The sequence below is a fragment of the Bradyrhizobium sp. SUTN9-2 genome, from assembly GCF_003122645.1.
GTDB lineage: Bacteria > Pseudomonadota > Alphaproteobacteria > Rhizobiales > Xanthobacteraceae > Bradyrhizobium > Bradyrhizobium yuanmingense.
The window spans coordinates 3,968,390-3,982,393 of the sequence record NZ_LAXE01000001.1; the positions used below are offsets into that span (position 1 = coordinate 3,968,390).

Below are 14,004 nucleotides of genomic sequence, written 5' to 3' on the forward strand. Positions count from 1 at the left end.
GGCCTTGGCGGCGGAAGATACTGCAAGCAGGCGCCGTGTCCTATCACCTGCTCACATACCGGCCCTGCTCGGCATGACCTGATCGTGCAGATGACAGCCGACTGGAATGCACCTCAATGCCGCAACTGGCTCTGCCGGAAGTCGCGCGGCGACATCCCGAAATGCTCGCGGAAGACGCGGCCGAAATGCGAGAGGTCGTTGAAGCCCCAGGCGAAGGCGATCTCGCTGATGTGGCGATGGGCGAGCAGAGGCGAGGCGAGATCCCTCCGACATCGGGCGAGGCGTTCGGCAAGGACATGACGCTGGAAGGAGGTGTCCTCGTCTGCGAGAAGATCGTTGACATAGCGCGGCGAGATGCCGAGCGCGGCTGCGGTCTCAGCGACCGAGAGATCGGGATCGGCGAGGTGCGCGCGGATGTGCGCCTTCACTCGGTAGAGCAGGGCCGAGCGGTGGGTCGAGGACGGCAGCGATGACTTGCCGAGCCGCTCGCTCAATGCCATCGCAAGCAGATCAACTGCCTGCTCCGACAGCGCCGTGGCCGTATCCAGAGCCAAGCTATCCGCATTTTGGCAGAGCCGGACAATGAAATCATAGGCGAGCCGCTCGAGCGGTGCGTCGGCGCCAAATGACATTGCTGTCAGCGTCTCGGTGCCGCCGAGCCGCCGCTGCAGCATCTCGCGTGGGACCTTGAAGATGGTCTGCGTAAAACTGTCGTTGAACTTCAGCTCGTACGGGCGCGTTGTGTCGTAGAGCGCGAACTCGCCAGGGTGGATCACGGTCTCGCGGCCGTCCTGTACAACGCCACCGTTGCCGCGATTGCCGAGTGCGACTAGGACGAAACCCTGATCCGAGCGCGCGATGCGCGACGGTGTGCGGAAGACGTGCTGGCGGTCCGAGCAGACCTCGGAGCACACGGCCTTGCCGAGCGAGGCCTGCGTGACCGAGCCATGAAAGGCGCTGCCGAGGTCGGACTTGCAGTCGAGCCCGACGAAGACGTCGCAGACGATGTCCTGCCAGAGCGCGAGCCGCCGGTAGCCGGGACTGCCGTCTGTCGTGAACTGGATTGGCATCAGGACAGCCTCCCTTTCACATCCTGCAAAACCGCATGTTGGCGCAGATCGAGCCTGACCGGAGGCAAATTCCGTACCGGGCGATCCCTTCCAGTCGAGTTTTTGTTCCGCCGTGGTCGAGCGCCTGGCCGCCCAGCTTGGCCAAATAGACTGCATCGGACGTGGCTTGCGATCAACCGGCAATGGAGGCGGCAATGGGCATCGAACATCCGAAATACAAGGTTGCGGTGGTGCAGGCGGCACCGGCCTGGCTCGATCTCGACGCCTCGATCGACAAGTCGATCGCGCTGATCGGGGAGGCCGCGGAAAAGGGCGCCAAGCTGATCGCCTTTCCTGAAGCTTTCATCCCCGGCTACCCCTGGCACATCTGGCTGGATTCCCCGGCCTGGGCGATCGGGCGGGGCTTCGTGCAGCGCTATTTCGACAACTCGCTGTCCTATGACAGCCCGCAGGCCGAGCGCCTGCGCGAGGCCGTGCGCAAGGCAAGGCTCACCGCCGTGATCGGCTTGTCCGAGCGCGACGGCGGCAGCCTTTACCTCGCGCAATGGCTGATCGGCCCTGATGGCGAGACCATTGCAAAGCGCCGCAAGCTGCGGCCGACCCATGCCGAGCGCACGGTCTATGGCGAAGGCGACGGCAGCGACCTCGCCGTGCATGCGCGGCCCGACATCGGCCGGCTCGGCGCATTGTGCTGCTGGGAGCATCTGCAGCCGCTGTCGAAATACGCGATGTACGCTCAGAACGAGCAGGTCCATGTCGCGGCCTGGCCGAGCTTCTCGCTCTACGATCCCTTCGCGCCGGCATTAGGGGCCGAGGTCAACAACGCGGCTTCGCGCGTCTATGCGGTGGAAGGCTCCTGCTTCGTGCTCGCGCCTTGCGCCACCGTCTCGCAGGCCATGATCGACGAGCTCTGCGACCGGCCGGACAAGAATGCGCTGTTGCATGCGGGCGGCGGCTTTGCGGCCATCTACGGCCCCGACGGCAGTCAGATCGGGGAGAAGCTGGCGCCCGATCAGGAGGGCCTGCTGATCGCCGAGATCGATCTCGGCGCCATTGGCGTTGCCAAGAATGCTGCCGATCCCGCCGGACATTATTCGCGGCCCGACGTCACACGGCTGCTGCTCAACAAGAAGCGGTACCAGCGGGTCGAGCAGTTCGCGCTGCCGGTCGACACTGTCGAGCCTATGGACATTGCGGCGGCGGCAAGCTGAACGCGGCGATCACGGGGAGGGCATCGCTATGGAATCCGCAATTCCTGCGCATCTCGAAACGCCACGCACGCGCCACAAGCGCGTGCCGGACGATTACCAGCCGCCATATCCGTCCTTCGTGGCGCGCTACAAGCCTTCGGTCAGCCGGGTCGTGATGGCCTATTTCGGTGTTCAGTATGGCGGTGCGGCACCGGCGGCAGCAATTGACGCGTTGAAAGAACTCGCAGGACTGTTCGCAATGGATGGCGGTCCGTCACATTGGGACCGGGCAAGCTATAGAGATCAGTCCGGCAGCGAGAATGTTGTCACGGTCGCTTATTGGGACGATCTCGCGCGCTTTGATGCCTGGTTCGCGGGGGCTCGCGAGATGTGGACCGGGCGGCAACGCGACGGCATCGGTACCTTCATCGAGGTGCTGCGTCCCGTTGTGGCCCGTCACGAGACGCTGTTCTCCTCGCCCGATCGGCCAGAAGGTATCGCCGTCGTTGCGGAAGGCATGAGCGGCGAGGTGCAGGAGCACGCCTATTGGGGCGGGATGCGCGACCGTATCCCGCTGTCGCAGACTGATGCGATGGCGCCTGGTGGCGCGCCTGAGCTGATTTGCGACGGCCCGCGGCTGAGAGTCGTGGCGCACGATAATCTCTGCCTGATCCGCTCCGGGCAGGACTGGAGCGATACCGCAGCATCCGAGCGAAAGCTCTATCTCGACGACGTCGAACCGGTGCTACGCGAGGGCATGGATTTTCTGCGCGATGATGGCCTCGCGATTGGCTGCTATGCCAACCGCTACATGCAGGTGCTGACGGCCGACGGCAGCGTCAACGAGAAATCCTACGGGCAGAGCTGGTGGAAGAGCCTCGCCGCGCTCGAACGCTGGGCGGAGTCGCATCCGACCCATGTCAGGATCTTCGGCGCGGCCATGAAATATCTGTCGACGCTCGGGCCGTCAGCCAAGCTGCGGCTCTATCACGAAGTGACGGTGGCGGCCGCCGACGAACAGTTCTTCGAATATCTGAACTGTCACCCGAAGACAGGCATGCTAGCGGCGGTCGAAACTGTCAGCACCTAAGCGACACAATGGCCGAGCAGCTCGGGATGTGCCGCGCAGATGTGATGCGCGCCGGCCTCCCGCAGCTCGGCCTCGCTGCCGTAGCCGTAGAGCACGCCGATGGCGGTCATCCCGTTGGTCCTGGCGCCGACCACGTCGTGGCTGCGGTCGCCGATCATGATCGCGCTGTTCGCATCGACGCTGGTCTCGTCGAGCGCGTAGCGAAGCAAGTCGCGCTTGTCGACACGCGTGCCGTCGAGCTCGGAGCCGAACACGCGTTCGAAATACGGCTTCAAGCCGAAATGATCGACGATGCGGCTGGCGTAGACGGCGGGCTTGCTGGTCGCCACGAACATGCGCTGACGTGTCGCTGCGAGCGAAGATAACGTGTCCGTAATTCCGCTGTAAGCCTCGTTCTCGAACAGGCCGATATCGCTAAAGCGCTCGCGATAGAGCAGCAGTGCTCGGTCGGCGAGCTCATCGGCTCCGGTGAGCTTGCGAAGGCTGGCAAGCAGCGGAGGGCCGATGCACCAGGTCAGTTCGTCCTCGCTCGGCACGGCAACGCCGAGCCGTTCCAGCGCATATTGGATCGAGCGGGTGATCCCGGGCTTCGGGTTCGTCAGCGTGCCGTCGAGATCAAAAAAGATTGTCACCATCGGGCATGACCGGTGTTGATACTGCCGTCTGTTGCTAGTTGGCTCTGGTTCCAAGTCAAGGTCCGATTTGTCCGATAGCGTCAATGCCATGCGAATAGCTCGGGTCATTACTGTGTTGTGCCAGGCTTTGCTGCTGGCACCGGCGCTCGCGGAGGAGGCACCCTCCACCGATGCGCCTCCGAAGGCCGAGGAACCCGAGAAGCCAGCGGAGAAACCGAAAGATGCCCGCGAGAGCGACACGCGGGAGTCGATCTGCCTGATCGTGGAGGCGGCCGCGCGCGACAATAACCTGCCGCTGGAATTCTTCGCGCGCGTGATCTGGCAGGAAAGCCGCTTCCAGGCCGATGCGGTCGGGCCCATGACGCGCAGCGGCCAGCATGCGCAGGGGATCGCGCAGTTCATGCCGGGCACTGCCAGCGAGCGCGGGCTGCTCGATCCGTTCAATCCGGTGCAGGCTTTGCCGAAGTCGGCCGAATTCCTGAATGAGCTGCGCAACCAGTTCGGCAATCTCGGCCTTGCCGCGGCCGCCTACAATGCCGGCCCCCGGCGCGTGCAGGAATGGCTCGCCGGCACCGGGCCGATGCCGGAGCAGACCCGCAATTACGTCTATGCCATCACCGGCACCAGCGTCGATGCCTGGGCCAAGGCGGGGAGCACCGGCAAGGGACCACCGAGCTCGCCGACGACGAGCTGCCGTGATCTGATCGCGCTGCTCAAGCGTGCTCCCAATCCATTCGTCGCCGAGCTCGAGCAGCATGTCGAGCTTGCAGCCGCAAAGATCTGGGGCGTGCAGCTCGCGGCCGGCTTCGACCGCAACAGGGCGCTCGCGATGTATTCCCGGGCCGTGACGAAACTGAGCACCGTGATCGGCGAGCGTGATCCGAGCCTGCTCTCCTCGGTGATGCGCAGCCGTGGCACGCGCGCGTTCTATCAGGTCCGCATCGGCGCGGATACGCGCGCCGAGGCTGATGATCTGTGCAACCGCATCCGCAAGGCGGGCGGGGCGTGTTTCGTGCTGAGGAACAGGGGTGTGGCGGGGTAGGATGAGCCGTCATTCCGGGTTCGCGCCAAGTGCAGCGCCCCCGAATGACGGCGGTGAGCCTGGCTGTCATGCATGCCAGCCCCGCCGCGCCTTTCCTTGACGCGCGCACCCGTCTCGCTCGTTATGCGGGCACGATTCCTCACCGGCCAAAGCTCCCGTGGCGCTTCCTCCGCTCGATTCACCGCAATGGAATAGTCCCTGGCGCGCCTTCGCGTGGGGACTGCGCTCGATCACGCAGACGATCCTCACCATCGTGCTGTTCGTGACCTATCTCGGCATCGGTGCGCTCGCTCACGACACCCATTTCAGCCTGCTCTGGGCATTGTGCTCGACGCTGTTCGTCTGGGCAGGTCCGGCGCAGATCATCCTGATCACCACGCTCGGCTCGGGCGCCACCATCATCCAGTCGGCGATCGCGGTGACCGTCAGCGCCATCCGCCTGTTTCCAATGGTGGTCTCGGTGCTGCCGCTGATGCGCATACCCACGACCAAGCGGCGCGAGCTGATTTTCGCCGCGCATCTCACCGCAGTGACGCTGTGGGTCGAATGCCACCGCTTCCTGCCGCAGGTGCCGCGCGAACGGCGGATCGCCTTCGTCCACGGGCTCGGCTGCGGGCTCGTCTCCGTGTGCCTTGTCGCCAATATCGTCGGCTATTTCCTCGCCGCCAACCTGACGCAGACGCTTGGTGCGGCGATCCTGTTGCTGACGCCGCTGTCGTTCCTGTTCTCGACGGCGCGCAACAGCCGCGAGGTCGCCGACGTCGTCGCGCTTGTGCTGGGCATCGTGCTCTATCCGCTGGCGGCGAAGATGAACTCCGGCCTCGATATCCTCGTCAGCGGCGTGGTCGCCGGGACGATCGCTTATGGCGTGCACTGGTGGCGGGAGGTACGCGCATGAGCTTTGCGCAAGCGATCGGCGACTGGCACGCGCTGGCCGTCCTGTTCGTCGCCGGCGTCGTTCCCAACCAGATCTGGCGCATGCTGGGCCTGTGGTTCGGCGGCGGCATCGACGAGGGCTCGGAGCTGCTGGTCTGGGTCAGAGCGGTCGCCACCGCGATCCTGGCCGGCGTCATCGCCCAGATCGTGGTCCAGCCACCGGGCGCGCTGGCCAGGGTGCCTGATGTCCTGCGCTATGGCGCGGTCGGTGCCGGGCTCGTCGTTTTCCTGCTGACCCGCCGTTCGATCTTCGCGGGCGTGGTCACGGGCGAAGTCTTCATGCTGGCCGGCAAGTGGTGGTTGGGCTAAAACCGCCAGCGAACAGCCAGGGAACAGGACATATGGTTCGCGAACAGGAGCTCCGCGAGGGCGAGGTCGCCATCGAGCTGCCGCCGACGCAAGATGCCGGCCTCGTCTTCATCGGCCGGATCCGCACGCCCTGGTCGTCGCGGCTGGAGACGCCGCGGCAGGGACGTCAGGACGGTCCGATCTGCCGCCTCGAGATCTTCGAGCCGTTCGTGCCGGCCATCAAGGGCGTCGACTTCTACAGCAACCTCGAAGTGCTCTATTGGCTCGACCGCTCGCGCCGCGACATCGTCCTGCAGAGCCCGAAGAACAACGAGAAGACCCGCGGCACCTTTTCGCTGCGCTCGCCGGTGCGGCCCAATCCGATCGGCACCTCGATCGTCAAGCTGGTCGGCATCGAGGGCAATGCCATCCTGGTGCGCGGCCTCGATTGCATCGACAACACGCCGCTGATCGACATCAAGCCCGACCGCTGCGAGTTCACGCCGCTGGCCGCGCCGCAAAAGGGTGATTTCGAGACGGGGTAATCCGTCATTCCGGGGCGACGCGAAGCGTCGAGCTACGGTGCGCAATTGCGCACCTGAGAATCCATCGGGCAGCAATGACGATGGTGAGATGGATTCCGGGTTCGCGCCAAGAGGCGCGCCCCGGAATGACGAGTTGATAGAGCTACCCCTTCAACGCCGCCATCAGCTTCGCCGCGTGCGCCTGCAGCACCTTATCGTCTTCCTTGCGGCTCGCGGGCGGCAGCATGGCGACGCCATCGTGGCGGGGCATCACGTGCATGTGCAGGTGAAACACCACCTGTCCGCCGGCGGGCTCGTTGAATTGCTGCACGGTGATGCCATCGGCGTCGAACGCCTTCATTGCGGCGGCGGCGATCTTGTGCGCGCCGCGGGCGACATGGGCGTAATCGTCGGGCTTGATGTCGAGGATGTTGCGGGCAGGAGCCTTCGGGATCACCAGCGTGTGACCGGGCACGCGCGGCATGATGTCGAGGAAGGCGAAGACGTGCTCATCCTCGTAGACCTTGTAGCAGGGCAGCTCGCCGCGCAGGATTTTCGCGAAGATGTTGTTAGTGTCGTAGGCGGTCATGGCGGCGGCTCCTCGGAAGATTTGCGCTTACTGTCACCAGCCGTGGCGAGGCGTCAAGGCGCCTCGTCGGCCGCTTTGCGGAACGGGCCGAGCTCGGCGAGCTCTCGTCCGGCTTCCGCGACATAGGCGCGCTCGCGCTTGAGGTAATCGTCGATGGCGCGGCGCAGGCCGGGATCGGCGATGAAGTGGGCGGAATGAGTGGTGCGCGGCAGGTAGCCGCGCGCGATCTTGTGCTCGCCCTGTGCGCCGGCCTCGACGTGTTTGAGGCCGCGCTTGATCGCGAAATCGATCGCCTGGTAGTAGCAGACCTCGAAATGCAGGAACGGGTGATGCTCGACCGCGCCCCAGTTGCGGCCGAACAGCGTGTCCGAGCCGATGAAGTTGATCGCGCCCGCGATCCAGCGGCCGTTTCGGCGGGCCATCACCAGCAGCACGTCCTCGCTCATGGACTCGCCGATCAGCGAGAAGAACTCGCGCGTCAGGTACGGCCGGCCCCATTTGCGCGAGCCGGTCTCCATGTAGAATGCGAAGAAGGCATCCCAGGCATCCTCGGTGATGTCCTTGCCGGTGAGCCAGTGAATGGTGACGCCGGCGGCCAGTGCATCGCGCCGCTCGCGCTTGATCGACTTGCGGTGGCGCGAGTTCAGCGTCGCCAGGAAGTCGTCGAAGCTCGTAAAGCCCTCATTGTGCCAGTGGAACTGCTGGTCGGTGCGCTGAAGGAAGCCGTGCTCGGCGAGCAGCTTCCATTCGCTTTCCTGCGCGAAGGTGACGTGGACGGAGGAGGCCTTGGTGACGCCGCACAGCGCGATGAGCCCACTCGCCAGCGCCTCGGTGATGCGCTCGCGATCGACGCCATCACGCACCAGCAGCCGCGGCCCCGTTGCCGGCGTGAAGGGAACCGAGACCTGGAGCTTCGGGTAGTAGCGTCCCCCGGCACGCTCATAGGCATCCGCCCAGCCGCGATCGAAGACGTACTCGCCCTGGCTGTGCGATTTCAGATAGCAGGGGACGATTCCGGCGACGCGGCCGCCGAGCTTGGCGACCAGATGCCGGGGTCCCCAGCCAGTCCGGACCGTGGCCGAACCCGATTTCTCGACCGCAGAGAGAAAGGCGTGGGAGACGAACGGGTTATAGGCGGGTCTTGAGAGGTCGAGGGAATCGCTTGGAAGAGCGGATGAGGTTCTGGTGCCAGCCCCATTGCACCGTCCGCCGGGATTGGCGCAGGCGTCCCAATCCTCCGGTGACACGTCGCCAATCGAAGGTACGGCCTCGAGCGTGATTTCCGATGATGCCATCGTGCCCAAGATCGTGCATTGCAGCAGCGACTTCAAGAGGGCGGGGGAACACAGGTCTCGTGCCCCGGACGCGGCGCAGCACTCCCGGCGATGCGAAGCATCGTCCGGTGTGGTGCGCCGCTGAGCCGGGTCCACGTGGCCGCGCGCTTGCGGAGAGATGGGTCCCGGCTCAGCGCTGCGATGCTCACGCGTCGCAGCTTGTCCGGGACACGGGCAAGCCCTACGGCACGAACCCCTCGAAGATCATCTGGTCCGCATACCGCCCGACCCGGCTCCGCTGCTCCGGGGTGCGGACGGTCCAGCCGAGCAGGGCGCAGCCGAAGACGTTGCGGGCGATCCAGGGGGCGGGGGCCGGCAGGTGGTCGACCTTGAAGGCGACGAAATGCGGCCGGGTTTGCAAGCCGTGGCGCAAGTACAGCATGCTGTCACGCTGCTCTTGGGTGAGGTTGGCCCAGTACTCGTCCTCATAGCTCCGCTGCGCGACGATGCCGCGCGGACGATTGGGCAACAGGTCACGTAGCGCCAGCACCTGGTCGGGATCGAAGGACATGCCGACGGCGGGGCCGTCATACGAGGCCAACACCTCGGCCATCCGCTTCACCAGCTTGCGATCGCCGCCGAAATGGCTCTTCACCTCGATTACCAGGGGCACACGTCCGGCGACCATGGCGCAGAGGTCGGCGAGCGACATCATCCGCTCGTCGGTGTCCTTGAACCTGACGGCCTTCAGCTCGGCTGCGGTCTTTGCGATCAGCTCGCCGGTGACCTCGGTGAGCCGGCCCAGGGCATGGTCGTGATGGACCATGGCCTCGCCGTCGGCCGAGAGCTGGATATCGACCTCGATCGCAAAACTACCAGCAATCGCAGCCTGCACCGCGCCCGGCATGTTCTCGACGATGCCGCGCGAAATGTCATGCAGGCCGCGATGGGCGACCGGCCGCGCTGTCAGCCAATCCGGAGCGCGCATTTGGCGTCAGGCGACCTCGAACACGCCTTCGACCTCGACCGCCGCATCCGCGGGCAGCGAGGCGACGCCGACGGTGGTGCGGGCGTGGCGGCCCTTGTCCCCGAAGGCGGCAACCATCAGGTCGGAGGCGCCGTTGAGCACCTTCGGCCCATCCAGGAAATCCGGGGCCGAGTTGATGAAGCCGCCGAGGCGCACCACGCGTACGACCTTGTCGAGATCGCCGAGCGCCGCCTTGACCTGGGCCAACAGGTTGACGGCGCAGCCGCGCGCGGCTGCGGCGCCGTCCTCGATCGAGACGCCGGCGCCCAGCTTGCCCTTGGCGATCAGCTTGCCGGCGGGGTCGAAGCAGACCTGGCCGGAGACGAAAAGGAGGTTGCCCGTGCGCACAAAGGGCACGTAGTTGGCGACGGGGGAGGGGGCCTCGTGCAGCTTGATGCCTTGCTCCGCCAGTTTCTGCTCGACCGTGCCCGCCATGTCCGACCTCGTTGTCCAAAGATCCTTCGCTCCGGCGCGTCCCCTGGATGGCCGGGCGCGCCCTGTTTCGCCCATCGTGCCGCCACATGCAAGCAACCGGAGGGGCTGCATTTTGTTGAGGCTGGCCGGCAGGTTCAACGTGGAGGGGCAATTTTACGTGGACGGCCTCAGTTGCGGCGCAATGGAACGGTCATTAAAATGTCGAATCTGCGCTTTCCTCAGGGAACAGACATGGTGCATCTTTTCCGGACTTCGCTCGGTGTGATGGCGCTTGCCGCGGCCAGTGTCGGCCTTGGCGGCGTAGCCGAGGCCGCCAACGGTCCGTTTCTCGCGCACCAGGCGCTGTATGATCTCCGCCTCGTCAAATCGCGCACCAATTCGGTCAATAGCGCCCGCGGCCGGATCCTCTACAATTTCACGGGGAACGCCTGCGAGGGCTATACCTCGGAATTCCGCCAGGTCTCCGAGCTCGACAGCGGCGAGGGCAAGGTCACGCTCAGCGACCTCCGCTCCAATTCCTGGGAGGATGCCGCCGGCAAGAGCTACCGTTTCAAGATCGAGACGCGCATGAACGAGGCGGATGCCGGCCGCGTCGACGGCTCGGCCGAGCGCGACGGCGACCACATCAACGTCAAGCTCAGGCTGCCGGCGCCGAAGACGTTCACGCTCGACGGCAAGATCGTGTTCCCGACCGAGCAGATCCAGCGCATCATCGCCGCCGCGAAGGAAGGCAAATCGCTGCTGGAGCTCTCCGTCTATGACGGCTCCGATGACGGCCAGAAGGTCTACAACACGCTGACCGTGATCGGTCAGCCGATCCCCGCCGACCGCGCCACCTCGTCCGATCCGTCGACTGCGGACGAGCACATGAAGTCGCTCAAGCGCTGGCCAGTCACCGTCAGCTATTTCGACCGCGACGCCCAGCAGAAGGAGGGCGAGCAGACGCCGGTCTATGCGATGGCGTTCGAGCTCTACGAGAACGGCGTCTCGCGCCAGCTCGTGCTCGACTACAACGATTTCGTCATCTCCGGCGCCATGGGCAAGTTCGACGTGAAGGACAGCAAGCCCTGTAATTGAGGGCTAGGTCTCTCGTCGCGAGCAGCGTCGTAGGGTGGGCAAAGCGGATCGTGCCCACGCATTCTCTCGATAATCGTTGATAGATGGAGGGCACGGCGCAAGTGCGCCTTTGCCCACCCTACGAGATCTCTCTTGGTCGCTTCGCTTCTCGCAATGACGGGGCTAGCTCTCGTCACACTCTCCCGCTACGCTCCCTCCCAACCACAAATTCGGGGAGCCAGCCCATGCCGAAGCTCGACCATCTCCGCCCCAGCGGCCTGCATCACAATCCAGCCTATTCCCACGTCGTCACCGCGACGGGGGCGCGCACGATCTACATTTCCGGCCAGGTCTCGACCGACGAGGAGGGCCGGATCGTCGGCGAGGGCGATATCGCCGCGCAGACCACCCAGGTGATGCAGAATCTCGGCCTCGCGCTGAAGGCGGCGGGGGCAAGCTATTCCAACATCGTCAAGATCACGACCTTCGTGGTGAACTACAAGCCGGAGCTGCGGCCCATCATCGGCAAGGCCCGCTCGGCCTTCTTCGAAGGCATGGAGCCGCCGGCCTCGACGCTCGTCGGCGTTTCCGCGCTCGCCGCGCCGGAATGGCTGATCGAGATCGAAGCGGTCGCGGTTGCGGATTGAGGTTTTCCTGTAGCCCGGATGAAGCGCAAGCGTAATCCGGGAAGCCTGTCGCCACGGAGCACTGTCCCGGATTGCGCTCCGCTCCATCCGGGCTACAGCTGCTATGAGTGCTTCGCCTCTGACAGCTCTTGTAGAGCCGCCATCGCTTCGTCGGCTCTGTCGGACGGTACGAAGAGATGGTCGTGGTGGAACGCCGACACGGCATTCACGCTGATGCCGGCGTCGGCGAGGCGCGCCGTGATTGCCGCCAGGAAGCCGACCGCATCGAGCGCGGAGTGAACAGTGAGCGTGATCAGGCGTGAGGCGAATTCGTAGCGCAGTCCTGCGCGTTCGGCATCCTCCAGCGGTGCTACGACCGTTGTGCCCTCCGGCTCGCGGAAGATCAGGAGCGGATCGACTGCTGCGGGAATAGTCTCGTCTGCCGCGATCGTGCAAAATACGAAGGTGCCCGGTCGCAGCTCCGGCTTCATCAGTCTCAGCAGCGCATTGAGATCGCGTTCACCCGTCATCACTCCTGCGCCTTCTCCGGGCCCTCATAGGCAATGCCGCGGATCACCGCGGCGCTGCCGAACTTCTTGCGCAGGCTGTCGACCGCGCGTTCGGCGTGGGCGGCGCGGCGGTCGAGCATGTCGGTGTCATCGATCGCCGAGCCCTCGCGCAGCGCGCTGACGCCGGCGCCCATCAGGCGGAAGGCGGTGCCGTCGATTTCCTTGGCCAGCATCTCGCGGCAGATCGAGAAGATCTTCGCGGCCAGCTGCGTCGGGGCGGCGATCGATTGCGAGCGCGTGCGCTGGCGGAAATCGGCGGTCTTCAACTTCAGCGTCACGGTGGAGCCGGCGAGTTCGCTGCTCTTCAGGCGCGACGACGTCTTCTCGCAGAGTCGCCACAGGATCTTCTCCAGCGTCGCGAAATCGCGGATGTCGGTCTCGAACGTCGTCTCGCTTGAAATGGTCTTGGCGCCGCGGTCAGGCTCGACGCGGCGGTCGTCGATGCCGCGTGCGAGCCGCCACAGCCTGCGGCCCTCGCTCGGAAACTGCCGCATCATCTCGATCTCGTCGGCCTTCTGCAGATCGGCGATGATGCGGAAGCCGCGCTGCACCAGGCGTTCCTGCGTCGCGGGACCGACGCCGAAGATGAAGCCGACCGGCTTTTCCGCCAGCATCAACCGCGCTTCCTCCTGGTCGAGCGCGGCAAAGCCTCTGGGCTTGTCGAGGTCGGAGGCGATCTTGGCCAGGAACTTGTTGCAGGACAGGCCGACCGAGACGGTGATGCCGATGTCGCGCTCGACGTCGCGGGCAAAGCGCGCCAGCACCTTGGCGGGGATCATGCCGTGCACCCGCTCGGTGCCGGAGAGATCGAGGAAGGCCTCGTCGATCGAGAGCGGCTCGACCAGCGGCGTCAGCGCCTGCATGGCCTGGCGGACCTCGCGGCCGACCCGGACGTACTTTGCCATGTCCGGGCGGATCACGGTCGCATGCGGGCAGGCTTCCAGTGCCTTGAACATCGGCATCGCCGAGCGAACGCCATAGGTGCGCGCGATGTAGCAGGCCGCCGACACCACGCCGCGCTTGCCCCCGCCGATGATGACGGGCTTGTCGGCGATGTCAGGGTTGTCGCGCTTCTCGACCGTCGCATAGAAGGCGTCGCAGTCGATATGGGCGATGGTCAGGCCGGCGAGCGAGCGGTGGCGGACGAGGCGGGGGGAACCGCAGGCCGAGCAGCGCCGCAGGCCCATATCCAGATCGGCCAGACAATCCCGGCAGAAGCAGCGGGGCCCGGCCGGCTCTGGGACGCTCACGGCACGTCGCGCTCCCAGGAGGGGTCACCGAGCGCATCGCCGAGGACCTGCCGCGCCGCGGCAACGTTGGTCGGGTGCAGTTCCGCCACCTTGGCAAAGGCCTTCACCGTGGCATCGTCCCGCATCACGAAATCGAGCACGCTGAGGAGGAAATTCGGGTCCGCGGCGGCGTTGCGCAGGGTCTCCGGACCGACCCCCGTCTCGGCCAGGAACAGGCCCAGCCGCTCAGGCTCGCCCGCGACGAAGGACAGGGCCTGAATCGCAACGATTTCAGCGACTTCGCGGGGGTTGTGAACAGGCTTTTTCACGGGGACGGTTTGCCTTTCCGTTAACTTTCGGTCTCTAATTTGGAATCATCATGCCCGAGTCTCGTGCTCAAGTCTTCCGGCCCCGGACAAGCAAC

17 protein-coding genes are annotated in these 14,004 nt (G+C 65.3%); 8 read left to right on the forward strand and 9 right to left on the reverse strand.

All coding sequences use genetic code 11. The features are described 5' to 3' along the window. Positions 1-113 precede the first annotated feature (113 nt). Positions 114-1,070: an AraC-like ligand-binding domain-containing protein gene (locus XF30_RS18400; RefSeq protein WP_109143486.1), complete on the reverse strand. Its 957-nt coding sequence runs from the start codon at positions 1,068-1,070 to the stop codon at positions 114-116. A gap of 194 nt (positions 1,071-1,264) precedes the next feature. On the opposite strand from XF30_RS18400, the gene XF30_RS18405 reads away from it, so the two are divergent. Both XF30_RS18405 and XF30_RS18410 read left to right on the forward strand, forming a co-directional pair. After that, the gene (locus XF30_RS18405) at positions 1,265-2,281 is read left to right on the forward strand and encodes a carbon-nitrogen hydrolase family protein (protein ID WP_109145771.1); all 1,017 of its coding nucleotides are present in this window, start codon (positions 1,265-1,267) and stop codon (positions 2,279-2,281) included. A 28-nt stretch (positions 2,282-2,309) separates the two neighbouring features. Next, a complete protein-coding gene (locus XF30_RS18410) occupies positions 2,310-3,350 on the forward strand; it encodes a phenylacetaldoxime dehydratase family protein (RefSeq protein WP_109143487.1) in 1,041 nt (346 codons plus the stop codon). Here the strand turns inward: XF30_RS18410 and XF30_RS18415 are convergent. Next, entirely contained in the window at positions 3,347-3,985 is a 639-nt protein-coding gene (locus XF30_RS18415) for an HAD family hydrolase (RefSeq protein WP_109143488.1), read from the reverse strand. The two genes, XF30_RS18410 and XF30_RS18415, sit on opposite strands and share 4 nt — an antisense overlap. A gap of 88 nt (positions 3,986-4,073) precedes the next feature. Between XF30_RS18415 and XF30_RS18420 the strand changes: the two genes are divergently transcribed. The 4 genes from XF30_RS18420 to tsaA all read left to right on the forward strand — a co-directional run bounded on the left by XF30_RS18420 (position 4,074) and on the right by tsaA (position 6,796). Beyond that, on the forward strand, positions 4,074-5,027 hold the full coding sequence (locus XF30_RS18420) for a lytic transglycosylase domain-containing protein (RefSeq protein WP_109143489.1): 954 nt from the start codon (positions 4,074-4,076) through the stop codon (positions 5,025-5,027). Between the two features lie 157 nt (positions 5,028-5,184). Further along, positions 5,185-5,925 carry an AzlC family ABC transporter permease gene (locus XF30_RS18425; RefSeq protein ID WP_109143490.1) on the forward strand — a complete coding sequence of 247 codons (741 nt, stop codon included), beginning with the start codon at positions 5,185-5,187 and terminating at the stop codon, positions 5,923-5,925. Further along, on the forward strand, positions 5,922-6,272 hold the full coding sequence (locus XF30_RS18430) for an AzlD domain-containing protein (protein WP_109143491.1): 351 nt from the start codon (positions 5,922-5,924) through the stop codon (positions 6,270-6,272). The genes XF30_RS18425 and XF30_RS18430 overlap by 4 nt, the downstream gene beginning before the upstream one ends. A 32-nt stretch (positions 6,273-6,304) precedes the next feature. Continuing rightward, positions 6,305-6,796, forward strand: coding sequence for a tRNA (N6-threonylcarbamoyladenosine(37)-N6)-methyltransferase TrmO (gene tsaA / locus XF30_RS18435; RefSeq protein ID WP_036015171.1), 492 nt, complete (start codon positions 6,305-6,307; stop codon positions 6,794-6,796). Between the two features lie 142 nt (positions 6,797-6,938). Here tsaA and XF30_RS18440 read toward each other — a convergent pair whose 3' ends face one another. The 4 genes from XF30_RS18440 to XF30_RS18455 form a co-directional block, all read right to left on the reverse strand. Further along, positions 6,939-7,364, reverse strand: a complete 426-nt coding sequence (locus XF30_RS18440) for an HIT family protein (RefSeq protein ID WP_109143492.1) — start codon at positions 7,362-7,364, stop codon at positions 6,939-6,941. A 53-nt stretch (positions 7,365-7,417) separates the two neighbouring features. Continuing rightward, complete coding sequence (locus tag XF30_RS18445; protein WP_109145772.1) at positions 7,418-8,659, reverse strand: GNAT family N-acetyltransferase; 1,242 nt, start codon at positions 8,657-8,659, stop codon at positions 7,418-7,420. Positions 8,660-8,879: 220 nt separating this feature from the next. Then, positions 8,880-9,626 (reverse strand): glycerophosphodiester phosphodiesterase, encoded by a 747-nt coding sequence (locus tag XF30_RS18450; protein WP_109143493.1) that lies wholly within the window; start codon positions 9,624-9,626, stop codon positions 8,880-8,882. A 6-nt stretch (positions 9,627-9,632) separates the two neighbouring features. Beyond that, positions 9,633-10,100: a RidA family protein gene (locus XF30_RS18455; protein ID WP_036015166.1), complete on the reverse strand. Its 468-nt coding sequence runs from the start codon at positions 10,098-10,100 to the stop codon at positions 9,633-9,635. Positions 10,101-10,331: 231 nt separating this feature from the next. On the opposite strand from XF30_RS18455, the gene XF30_RS18460 reads away from it, so the two are divergent. Both XF30_RS18460 and XF30_RS18465 read left to right on the forward strand, forming a co-directional pair. Then, positions 10,332-11,177: a cell envelope integrity EipB family protein gene (locus tag XF30_RS18460; RefSeq protein WP_158284391.1), complete on the forward strand. Its 846-nt coding sequence runs from the start codon at positions 10,332-10,334 to the stop codon at positions 11,175-11,177. A gap of 224 nt (positions 11,178-11,401) precedes the next feature. Beyond that, positions 11,402-11,803 carry a RidA family protein gene (locus XF30_RS18465; protein ID WP_018646938.1) on the forward strand — a complete coding sequence of 134 codons (402 nt, stop codon included), beginning with the start codon at positions 11,402-11,404 and terminating at the stop codon, positions 11,801-11,803. A 101-nt stretch (positions 11,804-11,904) separates the two neighbouring features. Here the strand turns inward: XF30_RS18465 and XF30_RS18470 are convergent, their stop codons facing one another. The 3 genes from XF30_RS18470 to XF30_RS18480 are packed head-to-tail and all read right to left on the reverse strand — an operon-like array spanning position 11,905 to position 13,909. Then, positions 11,905-12,312 carry an ACT domain-containing protein gene (locus XF30_RS18470; protein ID WP_036015159.1) on the reverse strand — a complete coding sequence of 136 codons (408 nt, stop codon included), beginning with the start codon at positions 12,310-12,312 and terminating at the stop codon, positions 11,905-11,907. Beyond that, positions 12,312-13,601, reverse strand: coding sequence for a DNA polymerase IV (locus XF30_RS18475; protein WP_109143495.1), 1,290 nt, complete (start codon positions 13,599-13,601; stop codon positions 12,312-12,314). The genes XF30_RS18470 and XF30_RS18475 overlap by 1 nt, the downstream gene beginning before the upstream one ends. Beyond that, complete coding sequence (locus tag XF30_RS18480) at positions 13,598-13,909, reverse strand: DUF3572 domain-containing protein (RefSeq protein WP_036015155.1); 312 nt, start codon at positions 13,907-13,909, stop codon at positions 13,598-13,600. The genes XF30_RS18475 and XF30_RS18480 overlap by 4 nt, the downstream gene beginning before the upstream one ends. Between the last annotated feature and the right edge of the window lie 95 nt (positions 13,910-14,004).

What these genes read in the sequence shown, in the direction of transcription:
- XF30_RS18455 (WP_036015166.1), bottom strand. Translation starts at nt 10,100, where the DNA reads ATGGCGGGCACGGTCGAGCAGAAACTGGCGGAGCAAGGCATCAAGCTG.
- tsaA (WP_036015171.1), top strand. Translation starts at nt 6,305, where the DNA reads ATGGTTCGCGAACAGGAGCTCCGCGAGGGCGAGGTCGCCATCGAGCTG.
- XF30_RS18450 (WP_109143493.1), bottom strand. Translation starts at nt 9,626, where the DNA reads ATGCGCGCTCCGGATTGGCTGACAGCGCGGCCGGTCGCCCATCGCGGC.
- XF30_RS18415 (WP_109143488.1), bottom strand. Translation starts at nt 3,985, where the DNA reads ATGGTGACAATCTTTTTTGATCTCGACGGCACGCTGACGAACCCGAAG.
- XF30_RS18460 (WP_158284391.1), top strand. Translation starts at nt 10,332, where the DNA reads ATGGTGCATCTTTTCCGGACTTCGCTCGGTGTGATGGCGCTTGCCGCG.
- XF30_RS18400 (WP_109143486.1), bottom strand. Translation starts at nt 1,070, where the DNA reads ATGCCAATCCAGTTCACGACAGACGGCAGTCCCGGCTACCGGCGGCTC.
- XF30_RS18465 (WP_018646938.1), top strand. Translation starts at nt 11,402, where the DNA reads ATGCCGAAGCTCGACCATCTCCGCCCCAGCGGCCTGCATCACAATCCA.
- XF30_RS18470 (WP_036015159.1), bottom strand. Translation starts at nt 12,312, where the DNA reads ATGACGGGTGAACGCGATCTCAATGCGCTGCTGAGACTGATGAAGCCG.
- XF30_RS18420 (WP_109143489.1), top strand. Translation starts at nt 4,074, where the DNA reads ATGCGAATAGCTCGGGTCATTACTGTGTTGTGCCAGGCTTTGCTGCTG.
- XF30_RS18405 (WP_109145771.1), top strand. Translation starts at nt 1,265, where the DNA reads ATGGGCATCGAACATCCGAAATACAAGGTTGCGGTGGTGCAGGCGGCA.
- XF30_RS18445 (WP_109145772.1), bottom strand. Translation starts at nt 8,659, where the DNA reads ATGGCATCATCGGAAATCACGCTCGAGGCCGTACCTTCGATTGGCGAC.
- XF30_RS18430 (WP_109143491.1), top strand. Translation starts at nt 5,922, where the DNA reads ATGAGCTTTGCGCAAGCGATCGGCGACTGGCACGCGCTGGCCGTCCTG.
- XF30_RS18440 (WP_109143492.1), bottom strand. Translation starts at nt 7,364, where the DNA reads ATGACCGCCTACGACACTAACAACATCTTCGCGAAAATCCTGCGCGGC.
- XF30_RS18410 (WP_109143487.1), top strand. Translation starts at nt 2,310, where the DNA reads ATGGAATCCGCAATTCCTGCGCATCTCGAAACGCCACGCACGCGCCAC.